This is a genomic window from Flavobacterium sp. JAS (genome assembly GCF_020991455.1).
Lineage (GTDB): Bacteria > Bacteroidota > Bacteroidia > Flavobacteriales > Flavobacteriaceae > Flavobacterium.
Map to the genome: position 1 here is coordinate 1 of NZ_JAJMOX010000022.1, position 23,705 is coordinate 23,705.

Annotated in this window: 26 protein-coding genes; 17 read left to right on the forward strand and 9 right to left on the reverse strand. The window is 33.5% G+C overall.

All coding sequences use genetic code 11. The features are described 5' to 3' along the window. Positions 1–128: 128 nt before the first annotated feature. The 12 genes from LPB88_RS23050 (at position 129) to LPB88_RS23105 (ending at position 8,411) form a co-directional block, all read left to right on the forward strand. Positions 129–818: a conjugal transfer protein TraI gene (locus LPB88_RS23050; RefSeq protein WP_230718030.1), complete on the forward strand. Its 690-nt coding sequence runs from the start codon at positions 129–131 to the stop codon at positions 816–818. Positions 819–833: 15 nt separating this feature from the next. Further along, a complete protein-coding gene (locus LPB88_RS23055) occupies positions 834–1,448 on the forward strand; it encodes a hypothetical protein (RefSeq protein ID WP_230718031.1) in 615 nt (204 codons plus the stop codon). An 11-nt stretch (positions 1,449–1,459) separates the two neighbouring features. After that, positions 1,460–2,095: a TerB family tellurite resistance protein gene (locus LPB88_RS23060; protein ID WP_230718033.1), complete on the forward strand. Its 636-nt coding sequence runs from the start codon at positions 1,460–1,462 to the stop codon at positions 2,093–2,095. 59 nt (positions 2,096–2,154) lie between these two features. After that, positions 2,155–3,306: a conjugative transposon protein TraJ gene (gene traJ / locus LPB88_RS23065; protein ID WP_305070322.1), complete on the forward strand. Its 1,152-nt coding sequence runs from the start codon at positions 2,155–2,157 to the stop codon at positions 3,304–3,306. 21 nt (positions 3,307–3,327) lie between these two features. Beyond that, positions 3,328–3,948 (forward strand): conjugative transposon protein TraK, encoded by a 621-nt coding sequence (gene traK / locus LPB88_RS23070; RefSeq protein WP_230718037.1) that lies wholly within the window; start codon positions 3,328–3,330, stop codon positions 3,946–3,948. 80 nt (positions 3,949–4,028) lie between these two features. Then, positions 4,029–4,397 carry a hypothetical protein gene (locus tag LPB88_RS23075; RefSeq protein WP_230718039.1) on the forward strand — a complete coding sequence of 123 codons (369 nt, stop codon included), beginning with the start codon at positions 4,029–4,031 and terminating at the stop codon, positions 4,395–4,397. A 13-nt stretch (positions 4,398–4,410) separates the two neighbouring features. Further along, positions 4,411–5,703 carry a conjugative transposon protein TraM gene (traM, locus tag LPB88_RS23080; RefSeq protein WP_230718040.1) on the forward strand — a complete coding sequence of 431 codons (1,293 nt, stop codon included), beginning with the start codon at positions 4,411–4,413 and terminating at the stop codon, positions 5,701–5,703. Between the two features lie 18 nt (positions 5,704–5,721). Then, positions 5,722–6,552: a conjugative transposon protein TraN gene (traN, locus tag LPB88_RS23085; protein ID WP_230718042.1), complete on the forward strand. Its 831-nt coding sequence runs from the start codon at positions 5,722–5,724 to the stop codon at positions 6,550–6,552. A gap of 27 nt (positions 6,553–6,579) precedes the next feature. Then, positions 6,580–7,380 (forward strand): hypothetical protein, encoded by an 801-nt coding sequence (locus tag LPB88_RS23090; RefSeq protein ID WP_230718044.1) that lies wholly within the window; start codon positions 6,580–6,582, stop codon positions 7,378–7,380. A gap of 5 nt (positions 7,381–7,385) precedes the next feature. Then, positions 7,386–7,670, forward strand: a complete 285-nt coding sequence (locus tag LPB88_RS23095) for a hypothetical protein (RefSeq protein ID WP_230718046.1) — start codon at positions 7,386–7,388, stop codon at positions 7,668–7,670. Positions 7,671–7,704: 34 nt separating this feature from the next. Then, positions 7,705–8,040: a helix-turn-helix domain-containing protein gene (locus LPB88_RS23100; RefSeq protein WP_230718049.1), complete on the forward strand. Its 336-nt coding sequence runs from the start codon at positions 7,705–7,707 to the stop codon at positions 8,038–8,040. A gap of 122 nt (positions 8,041–8,162) precedes the next feature. After that, a complete protein-coding gene (locus LPB88_RS23105; RefSeq protein ID WP_230718051.1) occupies positions 8,163–8,411 on the forward strand; it encodes a hypothetical protein in 249 nt (82 codons plus the stop codon). 25 nt (positions 8,412–8,436) lie between these two features. Here the strand turns inward: LPB88_RS23105 and LPB88_RS23110 are convergent, their stop codons facing one another. From LPB88_RS23110 to mnmE, 3 genes are all read right to left on the reverse strand, one after another. Continuing rightward, the gene (locus tag LPB88_RS23110; protein ID WP_230718052.1) at positions 8,437–9,582 is read right to left on the reverse strand and encodes a site-specific integrase; all 1,146 of its coding nucleotides are present in this window, start codon (positions 9,580–9,582) and stop codon (positions 8,437–8,439) included. A 5-nt stretch (positions 9,583–9,587) separates the two neighbouring features. After that, positions 9,588–10,157, reverse strand: a complete 570-nt coding sequence (locus LPB88_RS23115) for a helix-turn-helix domain-containing protein (RefSeq protein WP_230718054.1) — start codon at positions 10,155–10,157, stop codon at positions 9,588–9,590. Positions 10,158–10,410: 253 nt separating this feature from the next. Further along, a complete protein-coding gene (mnmE, locus tag LPB88_RS23120) occupies positions 10,411–11,811 on the reverse strand; it encodes a tRNA uridine-5-carboxymethylaminomethyl(34) synthesis GTPase MnmE (RefSeq protein WP_230718056.1) in 1,401 nt (466 codons plus the stop codon). A 182-nt stretch (positions 11,812–11,993) separates the two neighbouring features. On the opposite strand from mnmE, the gene LPB88_RS23125 reads away from it, so the two are divergent. Next, entirely contained in the window at positions 11,994–12,827 is an 834-nt protein-coding gene (locus tag LPB88_RS23125) for a universal stress protein (protein WP_230718058.1), read from the forward strand. Positions 12,828–12,895: 68 nt separating this feature from the next. Then, a complete protein-coding gene (locus LPB88_RS23130; RefSeq protein ID WP_230718060.1) occupies positions 12,896–14,668 on the forward strand; it encodes a DNA mismatch repair protein in 1,773 nt (590 codons plus the stop codon). Positions 14,669–14,836: 168 nt separating this feature from the next. Here the strand turns inward: LPB88_RS23130 and LPB88_RS23135 are convergent, their stop codons facing one another. The 6 genes from LPB88_RS23135 to LPB88_RS23160 form a co-directional block, all read right to left on the reverse strand. Further along, positions 14,837–15,466: a DsbA family protein gene (locus LPB88_RS23135; RefSeq protein WP_230718062.1), complete on the reverse strand. Its 630-nt coding sequence runs from the start codon at positions 15,464–15,466 to the stop codon at positions 14,837–14,839. 384 nt (positions 15,467–15,850) lie between these two features. Beyond that, complete coding sequence (gene dnaN, locus LPB88_RS23140) at positions 15,851–16,969, reverse strand: DNA polymerase III subunit beta (protein ID WP_230718064.1); 1,119 nt, start codon at positions 16,967–16,969, stop codon at positions 15,851–15,853. A 107-nt stretch (positions 16,970–17,076) separates the two neighbouring features. Continuing rightward, positions 17,077–18,762 (reverse strand): gliding motility-associated ABC transporter substrate-binding protein GldG, encoded by a 1,686-nt coding sequence (gldG, locus tag LPB88_RS23145; RefSeq protein ID WP_230718067.1) that lies wholly within the window; start codon positions 18,760–18,762, stop codon positions 17,077–17,079. Continuing rightward, entirely contained in the window at positions 18,762–19,484 is a 723-nt protein-coding gene (gene gldF / locus LPB88_RS23150; protein ID WP_230718069.1) for a gliding motility-associated ABC transporter permease subunit GldF, read from the reverse strand. Before gldF ends, gldG begins: the two co-directional genes overlap by 1 nt. 196 nt (positions 19,485–19,680) lie before the next feature. Then, on the reverse strand, positions 19,681–19,977 hold the full coding sequence (locus LPB88_RS23155; RefSeq protein WP_230718071.1) for a putative quinol monooxygenase: 297 nt from the start codon (positions 19,975–19,977) through the stop codon (positions 19,681–19,683). A 53-nt stretch (positions 19,978–20,030) separates the two neighbouring features. Continuing rightward, positions 20,031–20,861 carry an S-adenosyl-l-methionine hydroxide adenosyltransferase family protein gene (locus LPB88_RS23160; protein WP_230718073.1) on the reverse strand — a complete coding sequence of 277 codons (831 nt, stop codon included), beginning with the start codon at positions 20,859–20,861 and terminating at the stop codon, positions 20,031–20,033. 259 nt (positions 20,862–21,120) lie between these two features. On the opposite strand from LPB88_RS23160, the gene LPB88_RS23165 reads away from it, so the two are divergent. From LPB88_RS23165 to LPB88_RS23175, 3 genes are all read left to right on the forward strand, one after another. Continuing rightward, complete coding sequence (locus LPB88_RS23165) at positions 21,121–22,071, forward strand: PhoH family protein (RefSeq protein WP_056190794.1); 951 nt, start codon at positions 21,121–21,123, stop codon at positions 22,069–22,071. A 117-nt stretch (positions 22,072–22,188) separates the two neighbouring features. Beyond that, positions 22,189–22,551, forward strand: coding sequence for a DUF1801 domain-containing protein (locus LPB88_RS23170; RefSeq protein WP_230718074.1), 363 nt, complete (start codon positions 22,189–22,191; stop codon positions 22,549–22,551). A 139-nt stretch (positions 22,552–22,690) separates the two neighbouring features. Next, a complete protein-coding gene (locus tag LPB88_RS23175; RefSeq protein WP_230718076.1) occupies positions 22,691–23,521 on the forward strand; it encodes a Cof-type HAD-IIB family hydrolase in 831 nt (276 codons plus the stop codon). Positions 23,522–23,705 lie beyond the last annotated feature (184 nt).

Below are 23,705 nucleotides of genomic sequence, written 5' to 3' on the forward strand. Positions count from 1 at the left end.
GTATACGACTGAAGAGAGCGAAAAAGTAAAAGTGAATGCGTATGCCAAAAAGTATGACGGAGATATTAAAAAAGGGATCGCAGCTATGGCGTTTGATATGAGAAATGCAATTTAAATGACAAGGAAGAATGAAAACGAAAATGAAATTGATCACTTGCGTGCTTTGCTTTTTATTGGCGAGCACACCTGCCAGACCAGCCGAAACTACTGCTGCAATTCCAATACTCGAGATAGTAAAAGCCGTTACGAAAAAGGTAATAAAAGCCATTGATCTTGGAATCCAGAGGTTGCAGAATAAAACCATCTGGCTGCAGAATGCACAGAAACAGGTAGAGAATACACTCTCTAAATTAAAGCTTGATGAGATCTCAAATTGGACAAAAAAACAGAAAGACCTCTATAAAGGCTACTATGATGAACTTCAGAAAGTAAAATCTATCATTACCTATTATCAACGAATAAAAGAAATTACAGCCAAGCAAACAAAATTGATTCAAGAATATGAAAGAGCCTGGAACTTGTTTAAACAGGACAGCCATTTTAATGCTTCTGAGCTGGAGTATATGGAAAAGGTTTACGCTGGAATTCTGGAGGAGAGCATGAAAAATATTGATCAGATATTCTCCATCCTTGAATCTTTTACAACCCAAATGAGTGATCTTAAAAGACTGGAAATTATTAATAATGCAGCCGATGAGATAGATGCCAATTACGATGATCTCAAAATTTTTAATAAGCAGAATGTTCTTCTGAGCCTGCAGAGAGCCAAAACCGTCAATGATGCACAAAAAGTCAAACAATTTTACGGAATTCCGTAAACCAACAGAAAAAACATGAAAAAGATACTACTGGTACTCTGCATTATGGGGTTATGTTCTGGGGAAATTCAGGCTCAGGCCAAGCAGAGAAAGATGCTATTGCTGCAGATAGCCGCATTGCAGACTTATATTGGTTATGCTAAAAAAGGGTATACTGTTGTTAAAAACGGGCTGAATTTTATAGGAGATGTAAAGAAAGGCGAGGTCAACCTGCATGGAGATTATTTTAGTTCACTAAAGAAAGTGAATCCAAAAGTAAAGAATTATGTGAAAGTCGCGGAGATAATTTCTTTGCAAATCAAAATTTTAAAAGTTCATAAAAAGACTTTAGAGCTTCTTGGACAGGGTGACTTATTTCATGGAGATGAGCTGGATTATATAGAGAAAACTTTTGAGCATTTGATTGAGAACTGTAATGAAACCCTTGACCAGCTTTTTATAATTGGAACTGATACCAAACTTGAAATGACAGATGATCAGAGGCTAGAGCGCATTGATATTTTGTATAAAACAATGATGGAGGATTATTCTTTCTGTGAAAATTTTAGCCAAGAGATAAAAGTATTGTCATTGTCGAAGGCCAAAGATAAAAATGATGTCAAACAAAGCCAGATGTTACTTGGCTTATAATGAAATAAATCATGAAAAAGTTAGTATTAATTTTTGTTTTGTTCTTGCTGTTATGCGTCCCTTTTAAAACCCGAGCGCAGTCTCAGGAAATCCAGCAGTTGATTTTGAATATCGAAAAGCTCTCTCAGTTTAAGAAGATTCTCAGTGATATGAAAAAAGGCTATGATATTTTAAATGGCGGGTATAAAGCAGTAAAAGATCTGTCCGAAGGAAATTTTTCTCTTCACAAAACTTTTCTCGATGCGCTGATGCAGGTAAGTCCAGTGGTTAAAAATTATAAAAGAGTCGGAGATATTGTAAATTATCAACTGCTTCTTATGAAGGAAAGTAAAATTGCTCTTGGCCGCTTTAATACAAACAGCAGTTTTACAGTCCAGGAAATTAACTACTTTGAAAGAATATATTCCAACTTGTCAAGGCAAAGTCTTAGAAATATTGATGAGCTCACTACAATAGTTACAGCTGACAAACTAAGAATGTCGGACGATGAAAGATTGGAAGCTATTGATAAAATATACCTCGATATGCAGGAGAAAGTACTGTTTCTTAAGGCTTTTAATTCTTCTTCCAATGTTCTGGCGTTGCAGCGTGCTAAGGAGAAAAATGATGTAACTGCACTGCGTAATAATTATCAATTAAACAACTAATTCATCTCAATATGCTAAATCTAAGTAAGAGGACTGTTTTTGTAGTCCTGGGATCAATTATGCCTTTTTTAGGACAAGCGCAGGGAATCGGAGGTGAGATTGGCAGTTTGCATAGTGTGCTGGAACAGCTTTATGATGAGATGATGCCTTTGTGCACTAACCTGATTGGAGTAGGCCAGGGTATAGCCGGATTTGCAACGATTTGGTATATAGCCTCAAGGGTCTGGCGTCATATTGCTAATGCGGAGCCTATTGATTTTTATCCGCTTTTCCGACCCTTTGTGATTGGCTTCTGTGTTATGATTTTTCCATCAGTTCTTTATTTGATCAATGGGGTTATGAAACCAACCGTTACAGCTACAGGGGCTATGGTAGAAGGATCAAATAAAGCTATCGAAGTTCTTTTAAAGGAGAAAGAAAAAGCAGTAAAAGAAAGCGACCCATGGAAGATGTATGTTGGTGTTTTGGGAACAGGTGACAGGGATAAGTGGTACAAGTATACACATAGTGATTCGGATCCCGGAAAAGAAGGTATGCTGGAAGAAATAGGGAATGATGTCAAATTTGCAATGGAGAAGGCTTCGTATAGTTTTAGAAATTCTGTCAAGGAATGGGTGAGCGAAGTTCTGAGAATTCTTTTCGAGGCCTCTTCATTGTGTATTGATACGCTTAGGACTTTTCAATTGGTAGTGCTCTCAATATTGGGACCTCTTGTATTTGGAATTGCAGTTTTTGACGGTTTTCAACATACTTTAACTGTATGGCTGGCCAGATACATCAATATTTATCTCTGGCTTCCTGTAGCTAATATCTTTGGCAGTATCATAGGTAAAATTCAGGAGCAGATGCTCAAACTGGATATCTCGCAGATCAATACCTCCGGAGATACTTTTTTCAGTAGGACCGATATGGGATACCTTATTTTTATGATCATCGGTATTGTGGGGTATTTTACAGTACCATCTGTGGCAAACTATATTGTACATGCCGGCGGTGGTGGAGCCCTTGGCCAGAAGGTGACCAGCATTTTTGGCAGCTCTGCGTCTTCTGTAATTACAAGAACATCAGAAGGAGGAACAATGGTATTGGATGCTATGGGAAATGCTGCAGGCAGAATCTATCAAAGTATGTCTTCATCAGCAAGCAGTTCTCCATACTTCAAAGATAAAGAGAACTACATGAATGACAGACTTAAAGGGAATTCTAAATAATCTTTAAAAAACTATTTAATCATGTTTACCAAGATGAAAAATATTGATACAGCATTCCGCTATGTCAGGGGATTTACATTGCTTGTGATTGTCGGTTGTATTATTATCTGCTGTTATACGCTTTACAAAAGTTTTACAGCATTCACGGTAATGCAGGACAGGGTTTACATTTTGGTAAATGGTAAAGCATTGGAGGCCTATTCCTCAGATCGAAAAGATAATGTGCCTGTTGAGGCAAGAGATCATGTAAAAACATTTCACCAATTTTTCTTTACGCTCGATCCTGATGACAAAGTTATTAAGACCAATATAACCAAGGCTCTTTATTTGGCAGACGACTCGGCGAAAAGAGTGTATGATGATCTAAAGGAGAATGGCTATTATTCCGGTATTATATCCGGGAACATCAGCCAGACCGTTTTAATTGACAGCATTAATATCGATACTAATGAGTATCCGTATCATTTTAAATGTTATGCAAAGCAGAATATCATAAGGACTACCAGTATTTTAAATCGAAACCTAATTACAGAAGGAACACTCAGAAATGTATCCAGAAGCGATAATAACCCTCATGGTTTTTTGATAGAACGCTGGAATACTATTGAGAACAAAGATTTAGGAGTTGAAAACAGGAAATAATGCGGCTATTTAGAAAAAATAAGGAGATTCGAATAAGTCCAAAATATTATCTGCTCCTGCAGGATAAGTGGGCAAAAAAAATGAGCGTATTGACTTCGGATTTATCAAAGCAAAGTCTTGTTTTTTATCTGATCCTATTTATACTTATTAGCACAAGTATTAGTCTTTATAACGTCTACAGTGGTTTCTGCACTAAAGAAGATAAGAAAAGAGATGTAGAAATCAGCATTAATTCCAAACATTTAATTGTAACAAAGCCGTCATTGAATATGAAAAATAAAAATGTGTTATCAAAACAAGAATTTGAAAACATTACCAGCTTTAAGTTCTATTTAGACAGTCTTAAACAATCAAAAGAAGGAAAGAAAATCTACGACAGTATTACTAATTACAGACCCGGTCTTTTGGACAGCTTGGTATTTATTGAAAATTATTACAAAATGAATTAAAAAAAATAAACCAATGGAAAAGAAAACAATAACAATCAAAGAGCTTAAACAGCGCAAAATGCTGTTTGTGCTGCCAATTATAATACTCCCGTTTTTAACGATGTTATTTTGGACATTAGGTGGAGGCCGTGGTACAGCAGCTGTTAATATTACAGAGGATAAAAGAGGTTTTAATATCGCTCTTCCTGATCCTAAATTTAAGGAAGATTCAGAGCTGGATAAAATGAGCTATTATGATCAGGCAGCAATTGATTCTCTAAAATTAGAAGAGCAGATCAAAAAAGACCCCAATTATTCAGTTGCTGGATTCTCTCATGATTCTCTGTTGGTTTCAAACGAATTGGAAAGAGATCCTGTAATGTTTAGAAAAGGAAAAACGGCTTTAAATACAAGTTCTCTAAGAGGTGAGACTGAACAGAAAATGTATCAAAAATTAGAAGCGCTTCAAAAGGCAATTGCTGAACCTCCAAAATCCATAGACAATGATCAGGATATGAGCGAATTTGAATATAAAAATTCTACCGGCACTGCATCAGAAGAGTTGAAAAGCTTAGAACATATGATGTCCGCTATGAATACACCTTCAGAGCCGGATCCTGAACTCAAGCAGCTGGGTGGAATGCTGGAGAATATTTTAGATATTCAGCATCCCGAGCGTGTGCAGGAAAGATTAAGACAAACCTCCAAAAGTCAAAAGGGAAAAGTGTTTGCTGTCAATAAAAAAGTGGAGGCAGAACATATTAGCACACTGCAGGGGACAGGTATAAATCAGCCTGACAAAGTAAAATCCAATTCTTTTTATTCTTTGGATGAAACTGAGGTAAGTGATCAGGTCCAGAATGCGCTCGAAGCTGTAATTCATGAAACGCAGTCTATTGTAAACGGTTCCATAGTAAAGCTCAGATTATCCAGCGATGTTTTTATTAATGGAATCCTAATTCCGCGAAACAGTTTTGTTTTTGGAACCGCCTCCCTAAAAGGAGAGAGGCTGGAAGTTAAGATCAGCACAATAAAATTTAAGAGCTCGATTTTTCCAGTTGAACTCTCTGTTTATGATATAGATGGCATTAGCGGTATTTATATCCCTGGAACTATAAACAGAGATGTTGCAAAAGCCTCGGCTGATCGTTCCATGCAGAGTATCGGTATTGAAGGATTGAATGATTCATGGGGAGCACAGGCGGCAACAATGGGCGTCGAAGCAGCCAAAACCCTGCTGAGTAAAAAAGTAAAATTAATAAAAGTAGTGGTAAAAGCTGGCTATCAGGTGCTGCTATACGATGAGAAGGAAAAAAACTCCAAATAACGCTTAAATATTTGAAAGATGAAAAAGATTAAATCATGGTTAAACATTGGAATTTTGATCATTACTATTGCAGGATTTGCTCAGGAAAACCAAAGTATTAAAGATAATAATGTGCAGCTGAGTTATTCTAAAACCACTAGTATTGTATTTCCATACGCAGTCAAAAGTGTAGACAGAGGCAGTGGGGATATTTTGGTTCAAAAAGCAAAGGGAGTAGAGAATATCTTGTTATTAAAGGCAGGCAGACAAAATTTTGCGCAGACCAATTTGACGGTTGTAACTGCTGATGGAAAGCTGTATGGCTACGTTGTGAATTTCGATGAGTTGTGTCCCACTTTAAGTTTAACAGCAGGATTAATATCCAATTTTGACAAAGATGTGCTTTTTTCTGGAGAGAATGAAAATCAGAAAGAAATTGAGCAGTATGCCCACTTGGCTTTGTCAAAGAGGAAAAAAGTGTCTGGACTCAGTACAAGCAAATTTTCTATACAGATCAGGGTAAACGGGATATTCATACATCAGGATGTAATGTATTTCAGAGTACTGCTGGGAAATAATTCACGGATTAATTATGATGTAGACCAGCTGCGTTTTTTTATCAGGGATCAAAAAAAATCAAAACGTACCGCTTCTCAGGAATTGGAAATACTGCCGCTTTTTGCAACTTCTGATATTTCTAAAATCTCGGATCATTCGCAGTTATCTCTTGTTTTTGCGATACCCAAATTTACGATTCCGGAGAAAAAACTTTTTACACTTCAGTTAATCGAGAAAAACGGAGGCAGGCATCTTGAACTAAATATTAAAAACAGTGACCTGACTCGTTTGGAAATACTGTCAAACATATAATCAAATACTAATTTAAAATTAAAGATCATGAACGAGAAAAATGTAGAATACTTGAAAGATCAGCTAAAATACACAGGATTTGGTGATGCATTAGAAAATGTACTCGTAGAGAATATCCAAAAAGGAAATCCTGAGTTTAAATTGGACCATGAAGCAAAATATGGGACCGATACTGTTTTAACCTCATTAAACTTCAAAAAGTCAGAGCAGAGTGATATGTATTTTTTCAATTCCTATGATATGGATATTCAAAAAGAAGGCCAACCAGTTGAATTTTCGCAGACGTTTTATATTAACAGAGATAATAATATAACAGCCAAAGAAGCTTATAATTTAATGGAAGGTAGGGCAGTTAATAAGGACCTGAAAAATAAAGAGGGAGAAGTGTACAATTCTTGGCTGAAATTCGACTTCAAAGAAGCCGACGAACGAGGAAATTTCAAACTCAACCATTATCATCAGAATTATGGGTATGATCTTGAAGCAAGCCTTGCAAAGCACTCCATCAAGGAACTGGAGACTCCAAAGTACAAAGAAGATCTTATGAACTCACTCAAAAAGGGAAATATTCAATCCGTTACGTTTGTCATCGGAGGTGAGGAAAGAAAACAGTTTGTTGAAGCAAATCCGCATTTTAAAACAGTTAATGTTTATGATGGAAGCATGCAAAGAATCAATACCCGCGAGAGCAAAGATGAGAAACAAACCCAGTCTGAAGGGAAGTCTGTTCAGAAAGATGTGAAGCAAAAACAGGATTCGGATTCGGAATCTTCTGAATCGGAAACTAAAAAAAATAAGAATAAAAAAAAGCAGACAAACTCTATCTAAATGTTATGAATGATCTAAAACCCTTATCAGATTTCTTTTTAGCCATTGAGAATGATTTTCGGATCAGTACAACGCATATTGCAATGTATGCGGCATTACTGTATTACCGAAGAGATAAGGGTTTTATTAATCCCATACAGGTATTTAGACGTGACCTCACTCCAATTGCCAAAATTTCTTCACTTTATACCTATCATAAATGTATTCAGGAATTAAGTGATTACGGTTATATTAAATATGAGCCCTCATTCAAGAAGACTCAAGGGAGCAAGGTTTATTTTGTAGACTAAAATCAAAGTCAAATAACAATTAATATTTTGAATTATGAGACATTTTACATTCGACCAGTTGCCAGAGGCAGTATCCCACTTGTACGAAAAACTGGACAACATAGAAAAATATTTGGAGCAATTATCGAATGAATCTGTTCAGAAAGAAGAACTTATGACTATTTCGGCAGCCTCTAAAATGCTTAATCTTTCTGTTTCTACAATTTACAGCAAGGTCTGCCGCAGAGAAATACCAGTTAATAAACAAGGTAAACAATTATATTTTTATAAATCAGAGCTTCAGGAATGGATAAAATCAGGTAGGGTAAAGACAAGTCTTGAAATAGCAAAAGAAGTAAAACTTAATCATCATTCCAGATTAAAACCCTAATTTTTTTGTTTGTGCGATTGTTAATAATTTGAGATATCAGTGTTCTCTTTTAACAGAATAAAAATCAATTAATTTTTATCTTTGGTTAGATAATTAATCTTTTATAATTTAAAATATTTACTATGGATAAAGCTATAAAACTAAAAGTTCGCAAGGAATTAGATGCTAAACAGCAGTTGAATATCATTAAATTAAAAGGTAGTCTGATCTCAAAGGGCTACACCGAAATTATTCATATTCTGGATCAGGATGATGATTATCATATCAATTCTTTTGAAACTCCATCAGAAACCAATAATGAAGTACAGGAATACATAAGAGCTTTCATTGACAAAGAAAATTTAGCTGATACCATTACACTTTTCAGATAAAAAGAGTGTTTTTAAATTAAAGCTCTTAATAGAGACTTATTCTCTCCGAAGCTTCTCTTTTTCTTTCGTCCACTATTTTGGTATACACCTGGGTAGTCTGGATATTTTTATGACCAAGCATTTTTGATAATGTATAGATATCAGTGCCCGAATATAACTGTAGTGTTGCATAGGTATGTCTAAAGCAATGAAAAGTAATGTGCTTGGAGATACCAGCCTTTTTGATCCAAAGCGGAATCGTACGATCGAAGTCCCATTTCTTCAAATCTTTAAATACAAGTTGAGTTCCCTGCCCGGGTTCTCCAAGAAGCTCATACGCCTGTTGGGGTATTGGCAGTGTTTCCTGGCCATTTGTCTTTTTTTGCTTAAAGCGTATATAGAAACCGTCCCCTTCAATAAATTGTATTTCTGACCATTGCAGTTTTGATATATCGGAATATCTGAGTCCAGTTAAGATTGAAAATAAACTTACCGATTTTACTATTGGATTATTGCACTGGGTATTAAAGAGCTTTCTGGCTTCTTCTATAGTTAGAAAGTTTTTTTGTGACTCTTTCTCTGAGATACCCGGAATTGCTGCATTAATATCGGATCTTAATTTCCCTTCTTGATATGCTTTTTTGAGTGTTGCTTTGACTTTATTGAAATAACTAAGGGCAGAATTATTAGATAATTTTTTTCCATGATTTCTTTTACTTTGGGCTCTTAGCAAATACAGTCGAAATTCTTCAATTAATTGGACCGTAATTTTAGAAAACTCTATATCATTATGATTTATGAAATCTGAAAAATATCCAATTGAAATAATCCATATCTGATAATTATTACCATTTCTTTTCTCTGCCTCGTTTTTAAAGTAGTCAAGAAAAGATTCTGCAGCGATCTCTTGCAGCAAGAGCTGTTCTTTTTCAAATTCACTATAAATATTATCCTTATTATACTCGGTTTGTCTTCTTATTTTTATGAGTTCGGCAATTCTTAATGTCTCTTCATTCGATATTTTTTCAACCGCATTTTTTGGTTTTTCATGCAAGTAGAGTTTTAAAAATTCACGTCTGGTAAGTTGTTTGGTGTGCACGTGCTTTACCGGAGGATAAAAATCCAGGTATAAACTTTGCAAGCCTTTAGAAATAGGCTTTTTTCTAAGTGTTATATTAATTTTTTGTGCCATGATAATTACTTTTTAAATATTGTTTCAATATCAGCCTTGGCTACATAAGTAAATTTTCCTTTGGTAAATTTGTGGATGTTATTTCGCTTGATAATGTTATACAGCGCTCCATTTGAAATATTAAACTTTTGCTGAATCTCTGTAATGGTATAACAATCTGCTATCTCAGCATTTATTTTCTTTTCTTTAGGACGTATTATTATTTCACAATTCGATTCAATTAACTGAAATAGTGCATCAATTTCTGATCTTTTGATTACGGTCATTCTTTGCGAGAAATTATATGCTGCAATTTTATTTTCATTTATTAAACGGTATATAGTCATTGTGGAAAAACCCAGAAGCAAAGAAACCTCTTTGACAGTTAAAAATTCTTTGTCTTTAAGTTCAAGAATTGGTTTGCTTTTAATAGTTATTGTTTCAAGATTGCTAGTCGCAATTTTTTGCTGTCTTGTCCTTTTTTTGTAAGCTTTACTGCCGCAGGTTAAAGAACAAAACTTTGTCTTTGTTGTTTTTGCAGTAAATTCCTTTTCGCAAAACTGGCAGATTCTTGTAACTTGTATATTTGAGCTCATCTTTTTGGTAATTTGCCCCCAATTTTTTCTAAATAAGGATACTTAAGTATATTTAAGTCAACTTAAGCCCCATAATTTGTCCAATTTTCATTTCGTTTGTAATAAACTGATTTTGAGGTACAATGAAGGTACAAAAATATGCAAAAAATGATATTCCCTCCAAAAAAGAAAAGGGTATAAAAAAATGCTATAATGTTTATTTATAGCATTTTAACGTTTTATTTAGTAGTGTGTTTTGTATTGTTTTACCGTCTTATTTTCCGATGCAAAAATTAGCAAAGATATTCCCCAACAATTCATCGTTAGAGACCTGACCTGTAATCAACCCAAATTGATACAAAGCCTCGCGAATATCTAGTGCAATTAAGTCACTTGAAAGATTTGTTTCAAGACCATATTTTACTTTTTGAATTTCATCTAAAGCTTTAAGTAAAGAGTCGTAATGTCTTGTATTGGTAACAATTGTTTCATTGTTACGAAGAGCACCGGTATTTACAAAAGAAAGTAATTCATTCTTTAATTCATCAACACCAATTTTCTCTTTGGCAGAAATCAATAAAAGTTTTGCATTTAAATTTTCAAGCTTCGTTGTGATGTTTGAAACTTCGTCAGTAGACAATATATCTTTTTTATTTACTACAATCACCAAAGGTTTTAATGGATATTTGTTTTTGATTTGTTCAATTTCAGAAACAAACTCGGAACTTGAAACCTGAAATTTTAAACCATCAAATAAATAAATCACAACCTGAGCCTGATCAATTTTTTCGAAAGTTTTTTTGATTCCGATACTTTCTACAACATCTTTAGTTTCACGGATTCCGGCCGTGTCAATAAATCTGAAACCAATTCCGCCAATCACCAATTCATCTTCGATAGTATCACGAGTCGTTCCGGCAATGTCAGAAACAATAGCACGTTCTTCGTTTAATAAAGCATTTAGTAATGTTGATTTTCCAACGTTTGGTTCTCCGACAATAGCAACAGGAATTCCGTTTTTGATAACATTTCCAACGGCAAATGAATCGATTAAACGTTTTAAAACAAACTCAATTCTGTTTAATAATTCGTGAAATTGAGTTCTGTCGGCAAATTCTACATCTTCTTCCGCAAAATCCAACTCAAGTTCAATTAACGAAGCAAAATTTAAAAGTTCTTCGCGTAGTTTTGCAATTTCATTACTAAAACCACCACGCATTTGCTGCATGGCAATTTGGTGTGAAGCTTCATTATCTGACGAGATTAAGTCGGCAACAGCTTCTGCCTGCGATAAATCCAGTTTTCCGTTCAGGAAAGCTCTAAGCGTAAATTCACCTGCATCAGCCATTCGACAGCCTTTTCTCAATAATAACTGAATAATTTGCTGCTGAATATATGTAGATCCGTGACAAGAAATTTCGATCGTATTTTCGCCCGTATAAGAATTTGGTCCTTTAAAAACCGAAACTAAAACTTCATCAAGTGTTTTTGCATCATCAACAATATGACCCAAATGCAAAGTATGAGTTTTTTGCTTGGTTAAATCTTTGTCTTTGATGGATTTAAAAACCGAATTTCCGATAGTAATAGCGTTAGAACCTGAAATACGAATGATAGCAATAGCTCCAGCTCCGGACGGAGTAGCCAATGCAACTATAGAATCTTGATTTATCATTTTGCAAAGGTATAAAAAAGCCATAAAGATAACAACCTGAACTGAATCTGAAAATGAGAATTTTACCAATCTGAAATTTGTATTTTAAGAAATTATTAATTGTTAAAATACTGATAATTATCAGGTTGTTTTGTTTTTAGAATGATTAAATTTGAGTAAACAAACCTCTAATCTCAAATAAAATGAAAAAGATATTATTTCCAACAGATTTTTCTGAAGCAGCAACAAATGCTTTTGTTCATGCTTTAGAATTTGCTAAAATCGTTAATGCAGAACTTGTTTTGTTGCATACTTTTGAGATTCCTGTTTATGACAGTCAGTTTTTTCCTGAAAACTATGCTTCAATATATAGCTCGATCGAATTGGCAAAATTTGAAATGTTTAAGGATGAAATTCCAAAACTTAGAGCCATTGCTGCCGACCGAAAATTAGATGATATTGTAATAAAACACCGTTTAATGGATGGTGATTTGATTTTTAATCTAAAAAATGCAGTCGAAGAAGATAAGATCGATTTCGTTATAATGGGAACTTCAGGGGTTTCAGACTGGACAAAATTCTTTCTTGGATCAAACACAAGTTCTGTAATTTCAGAAGTTAAGGTGCCGGTTTTATGCATTCCGGCAGACGCAAAATTCAAGAAAATTAAAACAATTGCTTTTACAACCCGTTACCGCGAAAAAGATAAGGAAGAACTAAGAAAAGTATTGGCAATTGCAAGAAAAACAAATGCAAAAATAAAAAGCTTATACGTTAGAACTTCAAATTCAGATGTTTCAGATGCAACGATTAAAGAATGGGAAAAAGAATTTGCAAATGATAATGTCGAGTTTCTGGTATTACCAAGTGATGAAGTCAAAGAAACTATTCTTGATTTTATACTTTATAAAGACATTGATGTTCTGACCACTATAACACATAAAAGATCTTTCTTTGAGAGTATTTTTGAATCTAGTTTTTCAAAGAAAATTACCAAAGAAGTTTCTATACCTGTTTTAGTAATGCACGAAACCTAAAATCTAGTATCGTTGATGATAAATTTGTAAGTGTAAAACCTATATTTGTATTTCATTAAATTTTAAAAATGGAAGCATATCAAAATAAAGTCGAACACTATACCACACTTTTTAATAAAATCAATAAAAGATACAACAGCATAAGTATTCTACGTCTTTTAAGCGTTTTTCTTTGTTTGTTTTTACTGTTTTACTACTTAAAAACAAATGAAATTCTTTACGTAGTTTTTGCTTTTCTGTCTTTTATTGGTTTTATTTTTTTGATGAGAATTCATTCTAAATTGTCTTTTCAAAAAGAACTCACGACCGCCATTTTAAAAATCAATCAAAAGGAAATTACGTATTTAAAAAGAGAAAAAATCCCTTTTGAAAACGGCATAGAATTCAATGATTTTCACCATCCGTATGCTTACGATTTAGATATTTTTGGAGATCATTCCTTGTTCCAGAATATAAACAGAACAGCCACTTTTATCGGAAAAAAAATATTAGCAAATCAATTGTTGACGTTGTTGCCTAATGAAACAATTTTAGAAAATCAGGAAGCAATAAACGAGTTAAAAACTAAAATCGACTGGCGTCAGGATTTCCTGGCTCTAGCGATGATTAGTAATGATTCTAAAAATTCGTATGATTCTTTAATTCATTGGAATTCATTTAAAAATAATACATTACCTAAAGTTTTAGTTGCGGCTTCAATTATTCTTCCAACATTATTCTTCGGTTTTTTAATTGCTTATTTTGTTACTTCAAAAACGATTCTATTGTCTTATGTAACTTATATTTTTATAGCCAATATGATCGTGTTGGGGCAATCGTTTAAACGAATTCAATCTGAAATTGCTAAGGCAGACAATGTAGATAAAATCATTAAGCAATATAGTTTATTAGTTCAGAAAATTGAAACCGAAACGTTTCAATCTAAGAAGTTAATTGATCTACAGCAACAGCTTATTTTTAGAAACGCAACAGCAAGTAAACATTTAAAAGACCTTTCTGAGTTGTTTTCAAGAATGGATACCATTAACAATTTTGTTACTGCAATAGTCTTTAACGGAACATTCTTGTTTAATCTTCATGTTTTAAAAGCACTTTTAAAATGGAAAGATAATTATTCGACCGAACTAGAAAAATGGATAGATATAATAGGAGAATTTGAAGCTTTAAATAGTTTCGCAAATTTAGCCTATAATAATCCAGATTTTGTTTTTCCTGAGATTAATTCGGAGTATAAAATTGGGTTTTCAAATTTGAGCCATCCGTTACTGAATCCAGCGACTAGAGTAGGGAATGATACTCATTTTTATCCGGAATCATTCATGATTTTAACGGGTTCAAACATGTCCGGAAAAAGTACTTTTTTAAGAAGCTTAGGAATCAATATGGTTTTAGGTGGAGTAGGCTCAGTTATTTGTGCTTCAAAGGCTAATATTCATCCACTTCCAGTTTTGGTTTCAATGCGATTATCTGATTCTTTGGCGGATAGTGAATCCTATTTCTTCGCCGAAATTAAGCGTTTAAAACAAATTATGGACGCGTTGGAGGATCAGCCCGCTTTTGTTTTATTAGACGAAATTTTAAGAGGAACAAACTCTGACGACAAACGTAATGGAACAATCGAAGTAGTCAAAAAAATCATTGCTAAAAAAGCTGTTGGAGCTATCGCAACGCACGACATAGAAGTGTGTTTAACAACAAATGAATATCCGGAGATTTTAACCAATCAATGTTTTGAAGTCGAAATTAAAGACAACGAACTCCATTTTGATTATAAACTTAGAAAAGGAATCTGCCAAAATAAAAGCGCAACCTTCTTGATGCAGAAAATGGGAGTTATATGATTTTAGAGCGTAGATTTTAGATTGAAGAGGAAAGAAGCAAGAAGCAAGATTTTAGATTTTTACTTTGTGATTACTTTGCACTCTTCGACTTCACTCAGAGTGACAATCCAGATCAAAATCTAAAATCTTGCTTCTTGCTTCTTCGAATCTTGCTTCTTACATCTAAAGCTACTTCTGCATTTCCTTAATCGTATTCACAAAAGCCTCAACTGGCTGAGCTCCGGAAACCGCATATTTTCGATCAAAAACAAAAAACGGAACTCCTTGCACTCCAATTTGATTTGCTTCGTGTATGTCAGCATGAACGTCGTTTAAATAAAGATTTTCATTCTCTACAACTTCTTGTACTTCTTTTGAATCTAAACCTGCCTGAACGCCTAATTCTATTAAAGTTTGCGTGTCATTTAAATCTTTTCCATCAGTAAAATAGGCTTTGAAGAAAATCTCTTCCATTTCGTCGCCAAGTTTTTTTGACTTAGCCAAATGTATAATGCGATGTGCTGTTAAAGAATTCGAGATAATCGCTTTGTCAAAATGATAATCCAAACCGACGCTTTTTGCGCGTTCTACAACACCTTTATGCATTTCTATTGATTGATCAACCGAAATACCTTTTCGTTCAGCAAGAAACGTATAAACGTCTTTTTCTGATTGTGGTGTAATAGTTGGATCGAGTTGAAAACTTTTCCACTCAATTTCAAATTCTCCATTTGGAAACTCAGCTAAAGCTGTTTCCAGTTGTCTTTTTCCGATATAACAAAACGGACACATGATGTCCGACCAAATTTCTATTTTCATATTACAAAGTTAAAGAAAATGTTTCAAGTTTTTATTTGTTTCAGGTTTGTCTGTATTGTGCTTTTTTACCGCAAAGCTCGCAAAGATTTTTATATTCAGATTGTGTTTACAAACGCAAAGTTCGCAAAGCTTAATAACACAAAGCTTTGCGAACTTTGCGGTTAAATCTACACAAACCACAATCGCATTTCAACTTGAAACTTGAAACTTGAAACTTGAAACTTGAAACAAAAATTGACTCAAAATAAAAAACCGCAACTCTTTATCGGAGTTGCGGTTTCTAGGTATAAAAAATGGTTGGTTAATAGCGATATTTTTTTTTACAATGATATGTCTTTAATTTGAAACTAAAAAAAATCCCTGTAACAAAAATAACTTTTGATGTTAACTATTTAACATTACGGGCATTACCAACATTGTTACTGTTTCACCTTCTTCTAAACCATCTACAGGCGTAAGAATCCCTGCTCTGTTAGGCAATGACATCTCTAACATAATCATATCTGATTGTAAATTGGTCAACATTTCAGTTAAAAAACGAGAGTTGAAACCAATTTGAAGATCATCTCCTTGATAATCACAAGTCAATCTTTCTTCTGCTTTGTTTGAGTAGTCAATATCTTCTGCAGAAACATTTAATTCTGCTCCGGCGATTTTCAAACGAATTTGGTGTGTAGTTTTGTTGGAGAAAATCGCAACACGTTTAACTGAACTTAAAAATAAAGAACGGTCAATCATTAATTTGTTTGGATTTTCTTTTGGAATTACCGCTTCATAATTTGGGTATTTTCCATCAATTAAACGACACATTAAAATATAATTATCGAATGAGAAAGTCGCATTCGAATCGTTGTATTCAATTTTTACTTCAGCATCAGAAGATCCTAAGATACTTTTTAAGATATTCAAAGGTTTCTTTGGCATAATAAAATCTGCAACCTGAGATGCTTTTACATCTGTACGGGCATATTTTACTAGTTTATGAGCATCTGTTGCCACAAAAGTCAATCCTTCTGGTGAGAACTGGAAGAAAACACCTGACATTACCGGACGTAAATCGTCGTTTCCGGCAGCGAAAATAGTTTTGCTTACAGCAGTTGCCAAAACATCAGCAGGAACAAGCGTTACAGACGGATCTTCAAGATTAACCGCTTTTGGAAATTCTTCTCCCGCAGCATACGCTAATGCATATTTCCCTGAGTTTGAACTAATTTCAACTGTATTGTTATCCTCAACTGTAAAAGTTAAAGGCTGTTCTGGAAACGTTTTCAAAATTTCAAGCAAAAGTTTAGCTGGCACAGCAACGCTTCCTTTACTTTTAGAATCGATTGATAATGTAGCCGACATGGTAGTTTCAAGATCTGAAGCCGAAACTGTCAACGCATCATTGTCTAATTCAAATAAAAAGTTATCTAAAATAGGCAACGTATTATTACTGTTGATTACACTACCTAAAACTTGTAATTGTTTTAATAAGTACGAACTCGATACTATAAATTTCATCTCTTTTGTTTTATTTTTTTGCACTTTTTCTTAGTATTTCTTCAACTAAGATAGGTTTTACAAATATATCGTAAACAATCTTAGTTTCGCAATTTTTTTATTAACATCTATTTGCTGTATTTTCTTTTTCGCAAGTAAGTAAATACTATTCCAAAAACCAATAAAATTAGAATTGGAAGTCCGATAGTTATGAATTGCGTCATCGTATAATTTTCGTAAACCTTCTCTTTGTCTAATAATGGTAAGCTTACATCTTTACTTCTAATGTTAATAAGTCCCGTATCATCCAACAAATAATTGATACAATTCATCATAAAATCTTTGTTGTCATATAGATTTCCGGTACGTTGATCGTAACCTAATTCTACTGGCATCATGTTTTTGTCTAATTGATTTCTGGCCAGATCACCATCGGCAATTACAATCATTTTATTTGGTTTTCCTTTTGTCAAAAATGAATCTTCCTTGAAAGGTAAAACGCGATTCTCAAAAGCCGAATGGAAAGAACCTTCTAATAAAACAGAAAGTGGAATATTTCCTTTGTTTATATAATCCTGCGGAGAAGTTTTCTCGGTTACTATATTTAAATTTATTTCAACAGGTGATCCAATAGTTTTAGAATATTGAGAAGATTGCAATAACACGGTTTTCTTGATTCCGTTTTTTAAAGTATCAATCGGGCTGACAAAATCAAATTTAATTTGGCCTAAATTTTTCACTATCGGATTATTACTGATTGGTATAACAACAGGAGCAAATTTCCAAACAAAATCCTGATACTGAGTTGCACTTCCTTGTTCTCCAGTTGCCAGTTTTATTGGACTTCCTTGTTCGTCTTTTACCAAATCAGGATTAATTCTGAATCCGTATTTAAAGAACATATCATTTAAATTCAAATCTCTCGGATAAGCCAAAGTCGCTCCAGATTGATTGTACAAACTGTCCATATCAGCTGCAACCTGATCAATTAACCATAATGTTTTTCCTCCATTCATGATAAACTGATCTAAAACCTGCTTTTCTTCATCAGAAAAAGTTTCAGTTGGTTTTGAGATAATTGCTAAGTCATATTTCTTTAAAGCGTCTAAAGTTCCTGTTGGATTTTGAGCTACAGAATCTAATGTAAAAGGTCCGATGTAGTAGCTTTCGCGAATTTGCTGCAGCATTTTGGCAATGTGAACTTCGTTTAATTCTCCATTTCCTTTTATAATCGCTACTTTCTTTTGTCTGTCTTTAGAGATTTTATTAATGGCGTCAGCAATCGAATATTCTAAATGCTGAATCGATCCAATTACTTTTTGTGTGGTAGAAGCTCCCATAATGTTTTTCAACAAAGGAATATTAACTTCTTTATTGTTATAAACCGCAACTGCCCAAGGAAAAACCATTGCCTGTGACTGTTTTCCTTTGTCGTCAACAGTGATGTTTATTGGCGTAAGCCCTTTTTGGTAAAGAGATTTTACGACATCCATGTTTTCTTCTCCGTTTTCTAACGGATTCACGAATTCGAAAACAATATTGCTGTTATAAGCCTGAAATTCTTCCAGTAATTGTCTGGTTTCTTGTTGCAAACGCTTAAAATCTGCCGGCAAATCGCCTTGCATATAAATCTTAATCGATAACGGATTTTTAACCTGTTTTACAATTTGTAAAGAGGTTTCAGATAACGTATATCGCTTGTCTTTGGTTAAATCAAATCGGTGGAAAAATAAACTTCCCAATACATTTAAAACGATTAAAACAAAAACCGTAATACCTAACGTTTTGATATTTTGTTGAGTAGATGTTTTCATTATGCTTTAAAAGATTTTAATTGATAAACGGTAAAAGACAGAAATAATACTGTGATGCTCAAAAAATAAATAACATCACGTGTATCAATAACGCCTCGACTCATACTTTTAAAGTGATCCTGCATACCAAATGCCGAAACAATTGAAGATCCCGGAATCAATGAAGCTAATCCTTCAAACCCAAAATAAAAGATAAAACATAGAAAAACGGCAATTATGAAAGCTACAATTTGATTTTCTGATAGGGTAGAAGTAAAAATTCCGATTGCAGAATAAGCTGCAATCAGAAACAATAATCCGAAATAAGAACCAATTGTGCTTCCCATATCGATGTTTCCTTCTGGAGAACCTAAACCAGAAATTACTTTTACATATATAAAAGTTGGAATAATTGCCAAAACGATCAATAGTAGAGAGCCTAAAAATTTTCCGTTTACGATTTCCCAAATTGATAATGGTTTTGTCAAAAGTAATTCCAGTGTTCCTTGTTTTTTTTCGTCAGAGAAACTTCTCATTGTAACTGCTGGAATCAGGAAAATAAGAATCCACGGCGCTAAAGTGAAAAACGGAGTCAAATCGGCATAACCTGTATTCAATATGTTATAATCTCCTTCAAATACCCATAAAAATAGTCCGTTGCTAATTAAGAAAACAGCAATGACTAAATAGCCAATAGGAGATCCAAAAAAGGATTTTATTTCTCGTAAAATGATTGATTTCATTTATTTTTTGTTTAATCGTTTAATCGGTAATTTGTTTTTTTGTTTCAGGTTTCATGTTTCAAGTTGCTTTCCTTTGCGAACTTTGTGTTTTTTTAAACCTTGTAATATAATCTTTGTGTACTTTGCGGTTAAATCGTTCCAATTTTTAAGTCAAGCGCTAAACTTGAAACTTGAAACCTGAAACTTGAAACAATTTTTAAACTAAAGAAACAACTTTGTCCACACTCCACGCTTCCGGTTTTGCATTGAATAGTTTTTTTGTAAAACTCCAAACTGAATCAAAAAGCTCAGATTGTCTATAGTTTTCTAAATCTTCTTCAGTTTCCCAATAGCTGTAGGTGAAAAATATGCCTTTATCATTTTTATCCTGATACAACTCTAAAAAACGATTTCCGGGTGCATTTCGTATTTTGTGTTTAATGCTTTCGAAATTCTCCAGGAAATCCGGAATCTTTTCTTCGTGAAAACTCATCTTTACTATTCTAACAAACATGTTATTTTTTTGATTCAAATTGGGTGCAAATGTATTTTATTTTGATGGAATATTTAACTCAAAAATTTTATAGTAATTACATCACGATAATTCAATCCTAAAAGGCTATTTGCGGAGCCAACTTTTGAAGGATTACTCCTAAAAATGGCAATTTCGAGGAAACCGGCTTCATTAAAAATAGCTAGTTTCTCACCTTCATAAGTTTTAATCGGATATTTATCTGAAGTTGCAATTGAGGAATAATTTGGTAAAATTGTTTTGATACTTTTTGGTTTCATCACAATCTCGTACGGACGGCCTTTTGCTATTTCTGTAAACTGCTTTTTAGAGATATTAGTTACTACGTTTCCAAAATGATCAATGTAAATCACATAACCTTTTATCGAGGTTCCGTCGTTTGAAATCACAGGCTGTAACTCTGTAATTTGTTTGATCTCTGTGATTTCTTTTCCAATAACATTCAGTAAACCGCCTTTAGAAATATGGCTGGCTACTTTTATAAAAATATCCAAATCACTGAATTCACTCGGAAAACGATCATGTATATTGATGGAAACAATTTTTTGCGGAACAATTTTCTGCGTAAGCATGCTTAAAATACCATTATCGGCACAAATAAAGTAATGATCATTCCATTGCATAGCAATATGCTGATTCTCTTTATTGCGTTCAATATCAACACCAATTAGATGTACAGTTCCTTTTGGGAAACTCAAATAAGAGGCACCAATAACGTAACTTGCTTCGGCAGTGTTAAATGGATCAATGTCATGCGAAATGTCAACAATTGTAACTTCTGGATACTCAGATAATATTTTACCCTTTAGCGAACCAACAAAGTGGTCTTTTAAGCCGTAATCGGTAGTAAGGGTAATTATTGACATAATTTTGTTTATAACTATTGGTAGTATTTAAATCTAATTTTCATTAAATTTGAGAAATGCAAAGCTAATAATAGTAATTGCAAAAATGAAAGGCAAATTGTAATATTTAGTCATTGTTTTCAGTTTCAGTTTAAAGTTAATAAAAAAAGCAGATTGAAACGAAGTATAATGCCACTGAGACCAAAAACTGCCTGTGAAAAAGACCCGACAACCACTAATTTATAAAAACTGATTTATTTTTAATTTAAAACTATCTCATTTGAACGAAAGAATTATCGAGCTCATAGACATCGCTCCAAAAGACTTTTGGGGCGCTCAAGACACTCATCTTGAAATAATTAAAAAGTATTACCCAAAGCTTAAAATAGTAGCGAGAGGTACCACTTTGAAAGCATTTGGCGAAAAAGAAGTTTTAGATGAATTCGAAAAAAGATTTCAGAGGCTTATGCTTCATTTTACCCGATACAACAACATTGATGATAATGTAATTGAACGTGTAATTATGAGTGATGGTCAGGATGAAAGAAAATCTTACGATCATGACAAAATACTAGTTCATGGTGTTGGCGGTAAAATAATTAAAGCCATGACGCCTAACCAGCAATTATTGGTAGATACAATCAAAAAAAATGATATGGTATTTGCTGTTGGTCCCGCTGGAACCGGAAAAACTTATACTGGTGTTGCAATGGCGGTAAAAGCGCTTAAAGACAAGGAAGTAAAAAGGATTATACTAACGCGACCAGCGGTAGAAGCAGGAGAGAATCTTGGTTTTTTACCCGGCGATATGAAAGAAAAACTAGATCCTTATATGCAACCGCTTTATGATGCTTTGCGCGATATGCTGCCTAACGAAAAGCTCGAAGATTACATTTTAAAAGGAATTATACAAATTGCGCCATTAGCATTTATGCGTGGGCGTACGCTTGATAATGCCTTTGTAATTCTGGATGAAGCACAGAATACAACGCACTCGCAAATGAAAATGTTTTTGACCCGTATGGGAAAAAATGCCAAATTCATGATTACGGGTGATCCTGGACAGGTCGATTTACCACGAAGAACTATTTCTGGTCTTAAAGAAGCTATTTTAGTTTTGAAAGACGTTGACGGAATCGGAATTATTTATCTCGATGATAAAGATATCGTGCGTCACAGATTAGTGAAAAAGGTAATTGACGCTTATAAACAAATAGAAAATCACGATTAATTTTTTATAAAATGTCAGATGTAAATCGTGAAATGTGATTTGACATTTATTAATATTCGTTTTATACATATCTTTATAGAAATGTGTAAAACGAATATTTTTTTATAATTATACCAAATGAAACAACTAGATGATTTCTACTTAAAACAAGGGGAGCCTATAAAGGGGATTTTTTTGGCATTAAAAGAAATTATTCTAAAACAAGACAATAGCATCACTCATGTTCTAAAATACGGAATGCCTTTTTTCTGTTATAAAGGAAAAATGTTTTGTTATATGTGGATTCATAAAAAAAGCAAACAACCCTATATCGGGATTGTAGAAGGAAAGCATTTTGAAGAACATTTTTTGATTCAGGAAAATCGCTCCAGAATGAAAATTATGATGCTGGATATTGAAGAAGATTTGCCTTTGGAACAAATTGAAAAAATTATCCAAAAAGCTATAAATTTATATAAAACAGGAATAATTAAAGTTTAAAACATCTATAATGCAATATTTAATGAAATAGTTAAATTAATAATAAACTTCGCTTATTTGGGGCTTTTACGGTTTGTAATCTTTGCTCTTCTGAAGGTAAAGCTGTAAATTTGCACTTCATAAATACTTGATCTTTAATATGACTAAGCTTAAAAATATAAAAGTTGTAGTAAGTGACCTTGACGGAACTTTACTCAACCCACAACACAAAATTTCAGATTATACTAAATCAATTTTTCAGGAACTTCACAATCAAAACTATCTTATCATTGTAGCTACAGGGCGTCATCATCTTGATGCAATGGGCATTATCGAAAAACTGGAAGTTCCGGTTTATTTGGTAAGTTCAAACGGAGCGAGAATTCATTCACCGAAAAAAGAAGAGCTTTTTGCTTTCAACTTAGAAAGTGATGTTGTAAAAGCAGCACTAAATGTTGATATCGACCCAGAAATCACAGTCGTTTTATTCAAAGAAAATGTTTGGCAAACCAATAAATTAAGCGAAAAACTAAATGCTTTTCAAGCGGAGTTAAAATACCATCCAGAATTGGTAGATTATAAAACGCTGGAGGATTTTGGCGCAATTAAGATATTCTTTGCACATGATAATCACGAAAAATTAGTAAAGTTAAAAGATGCTATTTTAGCCAATTCTTCAGAAGATTTGCACCATGCTTTTAGTTTGCCAACTTGTTTAGAATTTATGGATAAATCGGTTGACAAAGCAGTTGCAATTCAGCGTGTTTTAGAAAAAGTAGGTTTTTCTCTGGAAGAAGCAATTTCGTTTGGTGATGGTTTTAATGATGTTCAGATGCTATCATCAACAGGAAAAGGTTTAATTATGGGAAATGCTCCCGCTTTATTAAAAGAAACGTTGCCTGATTTAGAAGTTATAAAAACCAATGCCGAAGATGGTGTAGCAAAATATATTGCTTCAAAAATCTTAAATAAAGAATTTGTTACTAGTTAATTGAATAAAAGATTCATCCAGAATAAAATCAAATCCCTGAAGAATTACTTCAGGGATTTTTTTGTTTTAATTTCTTTAAAATATAAAAATTATCACATTTCTCGATTTATCTCTTTCTTTTCGTTGCGTAACTCTGTGAAATAGTTTTAAATTTGCATTCATAAAAAACAACACAACTAAGGAT

Excerpts from the sequence above, each read along its gene's own strand:
- LPB88_RS23050 (WP_230718030.1), top strand. The coding sequence starts at position 129 with ATGAAAACGAAAATGAAATTGATCACTTGCGTGCTTTGCTTTTTATTG.
- LPB88_RS23055 (WP_230718031.1), top strand. The coding sequence starts at position 834 with ATGAAAAAGATACTACTGGTACTCTGCATTATGGGGTTATGTTCTGGG.
- LPB88_RS23060 (WP_230718033.1), top strand. The coding sequence starts at position 1,460 with ATGAAAAAGTTAGTATTAATTTTTGTTTTGTTCTTGCTGTTATGCGTC.
- traJ (WP_305070322.1), top strand. The coding sequence starts at position 2,155 with ATGCCTTTTTTAGGACAAGCGCAGGGAATCGGAGGTGAGATTGGCAGT.
- traK (WP_230718037.1), top strand. The coding sequence starts at position 3,328 with ATGTTTACCAAGATGAAAAATATTGATACAGCATTCCGCTATGTCAGG.
- LPB88_RS23075 (WP_230718039.1), top strand. The coding sequence starts at position 4,029 with ATGAGCGTATTGACTTCGGATTTATCAAAGCAAAGTCTTGTTTTTTAT.
- traM (WP_230718040.1), top strand. The coding sequence starts at position 4,411 with ATGGAAAAGAAAACAATAACAATCAAAGAGCTTAAACAGCGCAAAATG.
- traN (WP_230718042.1), top strand. The coding sequence starts at position 5,722 with ATGAAAAAGATTAAATCATGGTTAAACATTGGAATTTTGATCATTACT.
- LPB88_RS23090 (WP_230718044.1), top strand. The coding sequence starts at position 6,580 with ATGAACGAGAAAAATGTAGAATACTTGAAAGATCAGCTAAAATACACA.
- LPB88_RS23095 (WP_230718046.1), top strand. The coding sequence starts at position 7,386 with ATGAATGATCTAAAACCCTTATCAGATTTCTTTTTAGCCATTGAGAAT.
- LPB88_RS23100 (WP_230718049.1), top strand. The coding sequence starts at position 7,705 with ATGAGACATTTTACATTCGACCAGTTGCCAGAGGCAGTATCCCACTTG.
- LPB88_RS23105 (WP_230718051.1), top strand. The coding sequence starts at position 8,163 with ATGGATAAAGCTATAAAACTAAAAGTTCGCAAGGAATTAGATGCTAAA.
- LPB88_RS23110 (WP_230718052.1), bottom strand. The coding sequence starts at position 9,582 with ATGGCACAAAAAATTAATATAACACTTAGAAAAAAGCCTATTTCTAAA.
- LPB88_RS23115 (WP_230718054.1), bottom strand. The coding sequence starts at position 10,157 with ATGAGCTCAAATATACAAGTTACAAGAATCTGCCAGTTTTGCGAAAAG.
- mnmE (WP_230718056.1), bottom strand. The coding sequence starts at position 11,811 with ATGATAAATCAAGATTCTATAGTTGCATTGGCTACTCCGTCCGGAGCT.
- LPB88_RS23125 (WP_230718058.1), top strand. The coding sequence starts at position 11,994 with ATGAAAAAGATATTATTTCCAACAGATTTTTCTGAAGCAGCAACAAAT.
- LPB88_RS23130 (WP_230718060.1), top strand. The coding sequence starts at position 12,896 with ATGGAAGCATATCAAAATAAAGTCGAACACTATACCACACTTTTTAAT.
- LPB88_RS23135 (WP_230718062.1), bottom strand. The coding sequence starts at position 15,466 with ATGAAAATAGAAATTTGGTCGGACATCATGTGTCCGTTTTGTTATATC.
- dnaN (WP_230718064.1), bottom strand. The coding sequence starts at position 16,969 with ATGAAATTTATAGTATCGAGTTCGTACTTATTAAAACAATTACAAGTT.
- gldG (WP_230718067.1), bottom strand. The coding sequence starts at position 18,762 with ATGAAAACATCTACTCAACAAAATATCAAAACGTTAGGTATTACGGTT.
- gldF (WP_230718069.1), bottom strand. The coding sequence starts at position 19,484 with ATGAAATCAATCATTTTACGAGAAATAAAATCCTTTTTTGGATCTCCT.
- LPB88_RS23155 (WP_230718071.1), bottom strand. The coding sequence starts at position 19,977 with ATGTTTGTTAGAATAGTAAAGATGAGTTTTCACGAAGAAAAGATTCCG.
- LPB88_RS23160 (WP_230718073.1), bottom strand. The coding sequence starts at position 20,861 with ATGTCAATAATTACCCTTACTACCGATTACGGCTTAAAAGACCACTTT.
- LPB88_RS23170 (WP_230718074.1), top strand. The coding sequence starts at position 22,189 with ATGAAACAACTAGATGATTTCTACTTAAAACAAGGGGAGCCTATAAAG.
- LPB88_RS23175 (WP_230718076.1), top strand. The coding sequence starts at position 22,691 with ATGACTAAGCTTAAAAATATAAAAGTTGTAGTAAGTGACCTTGACGGA.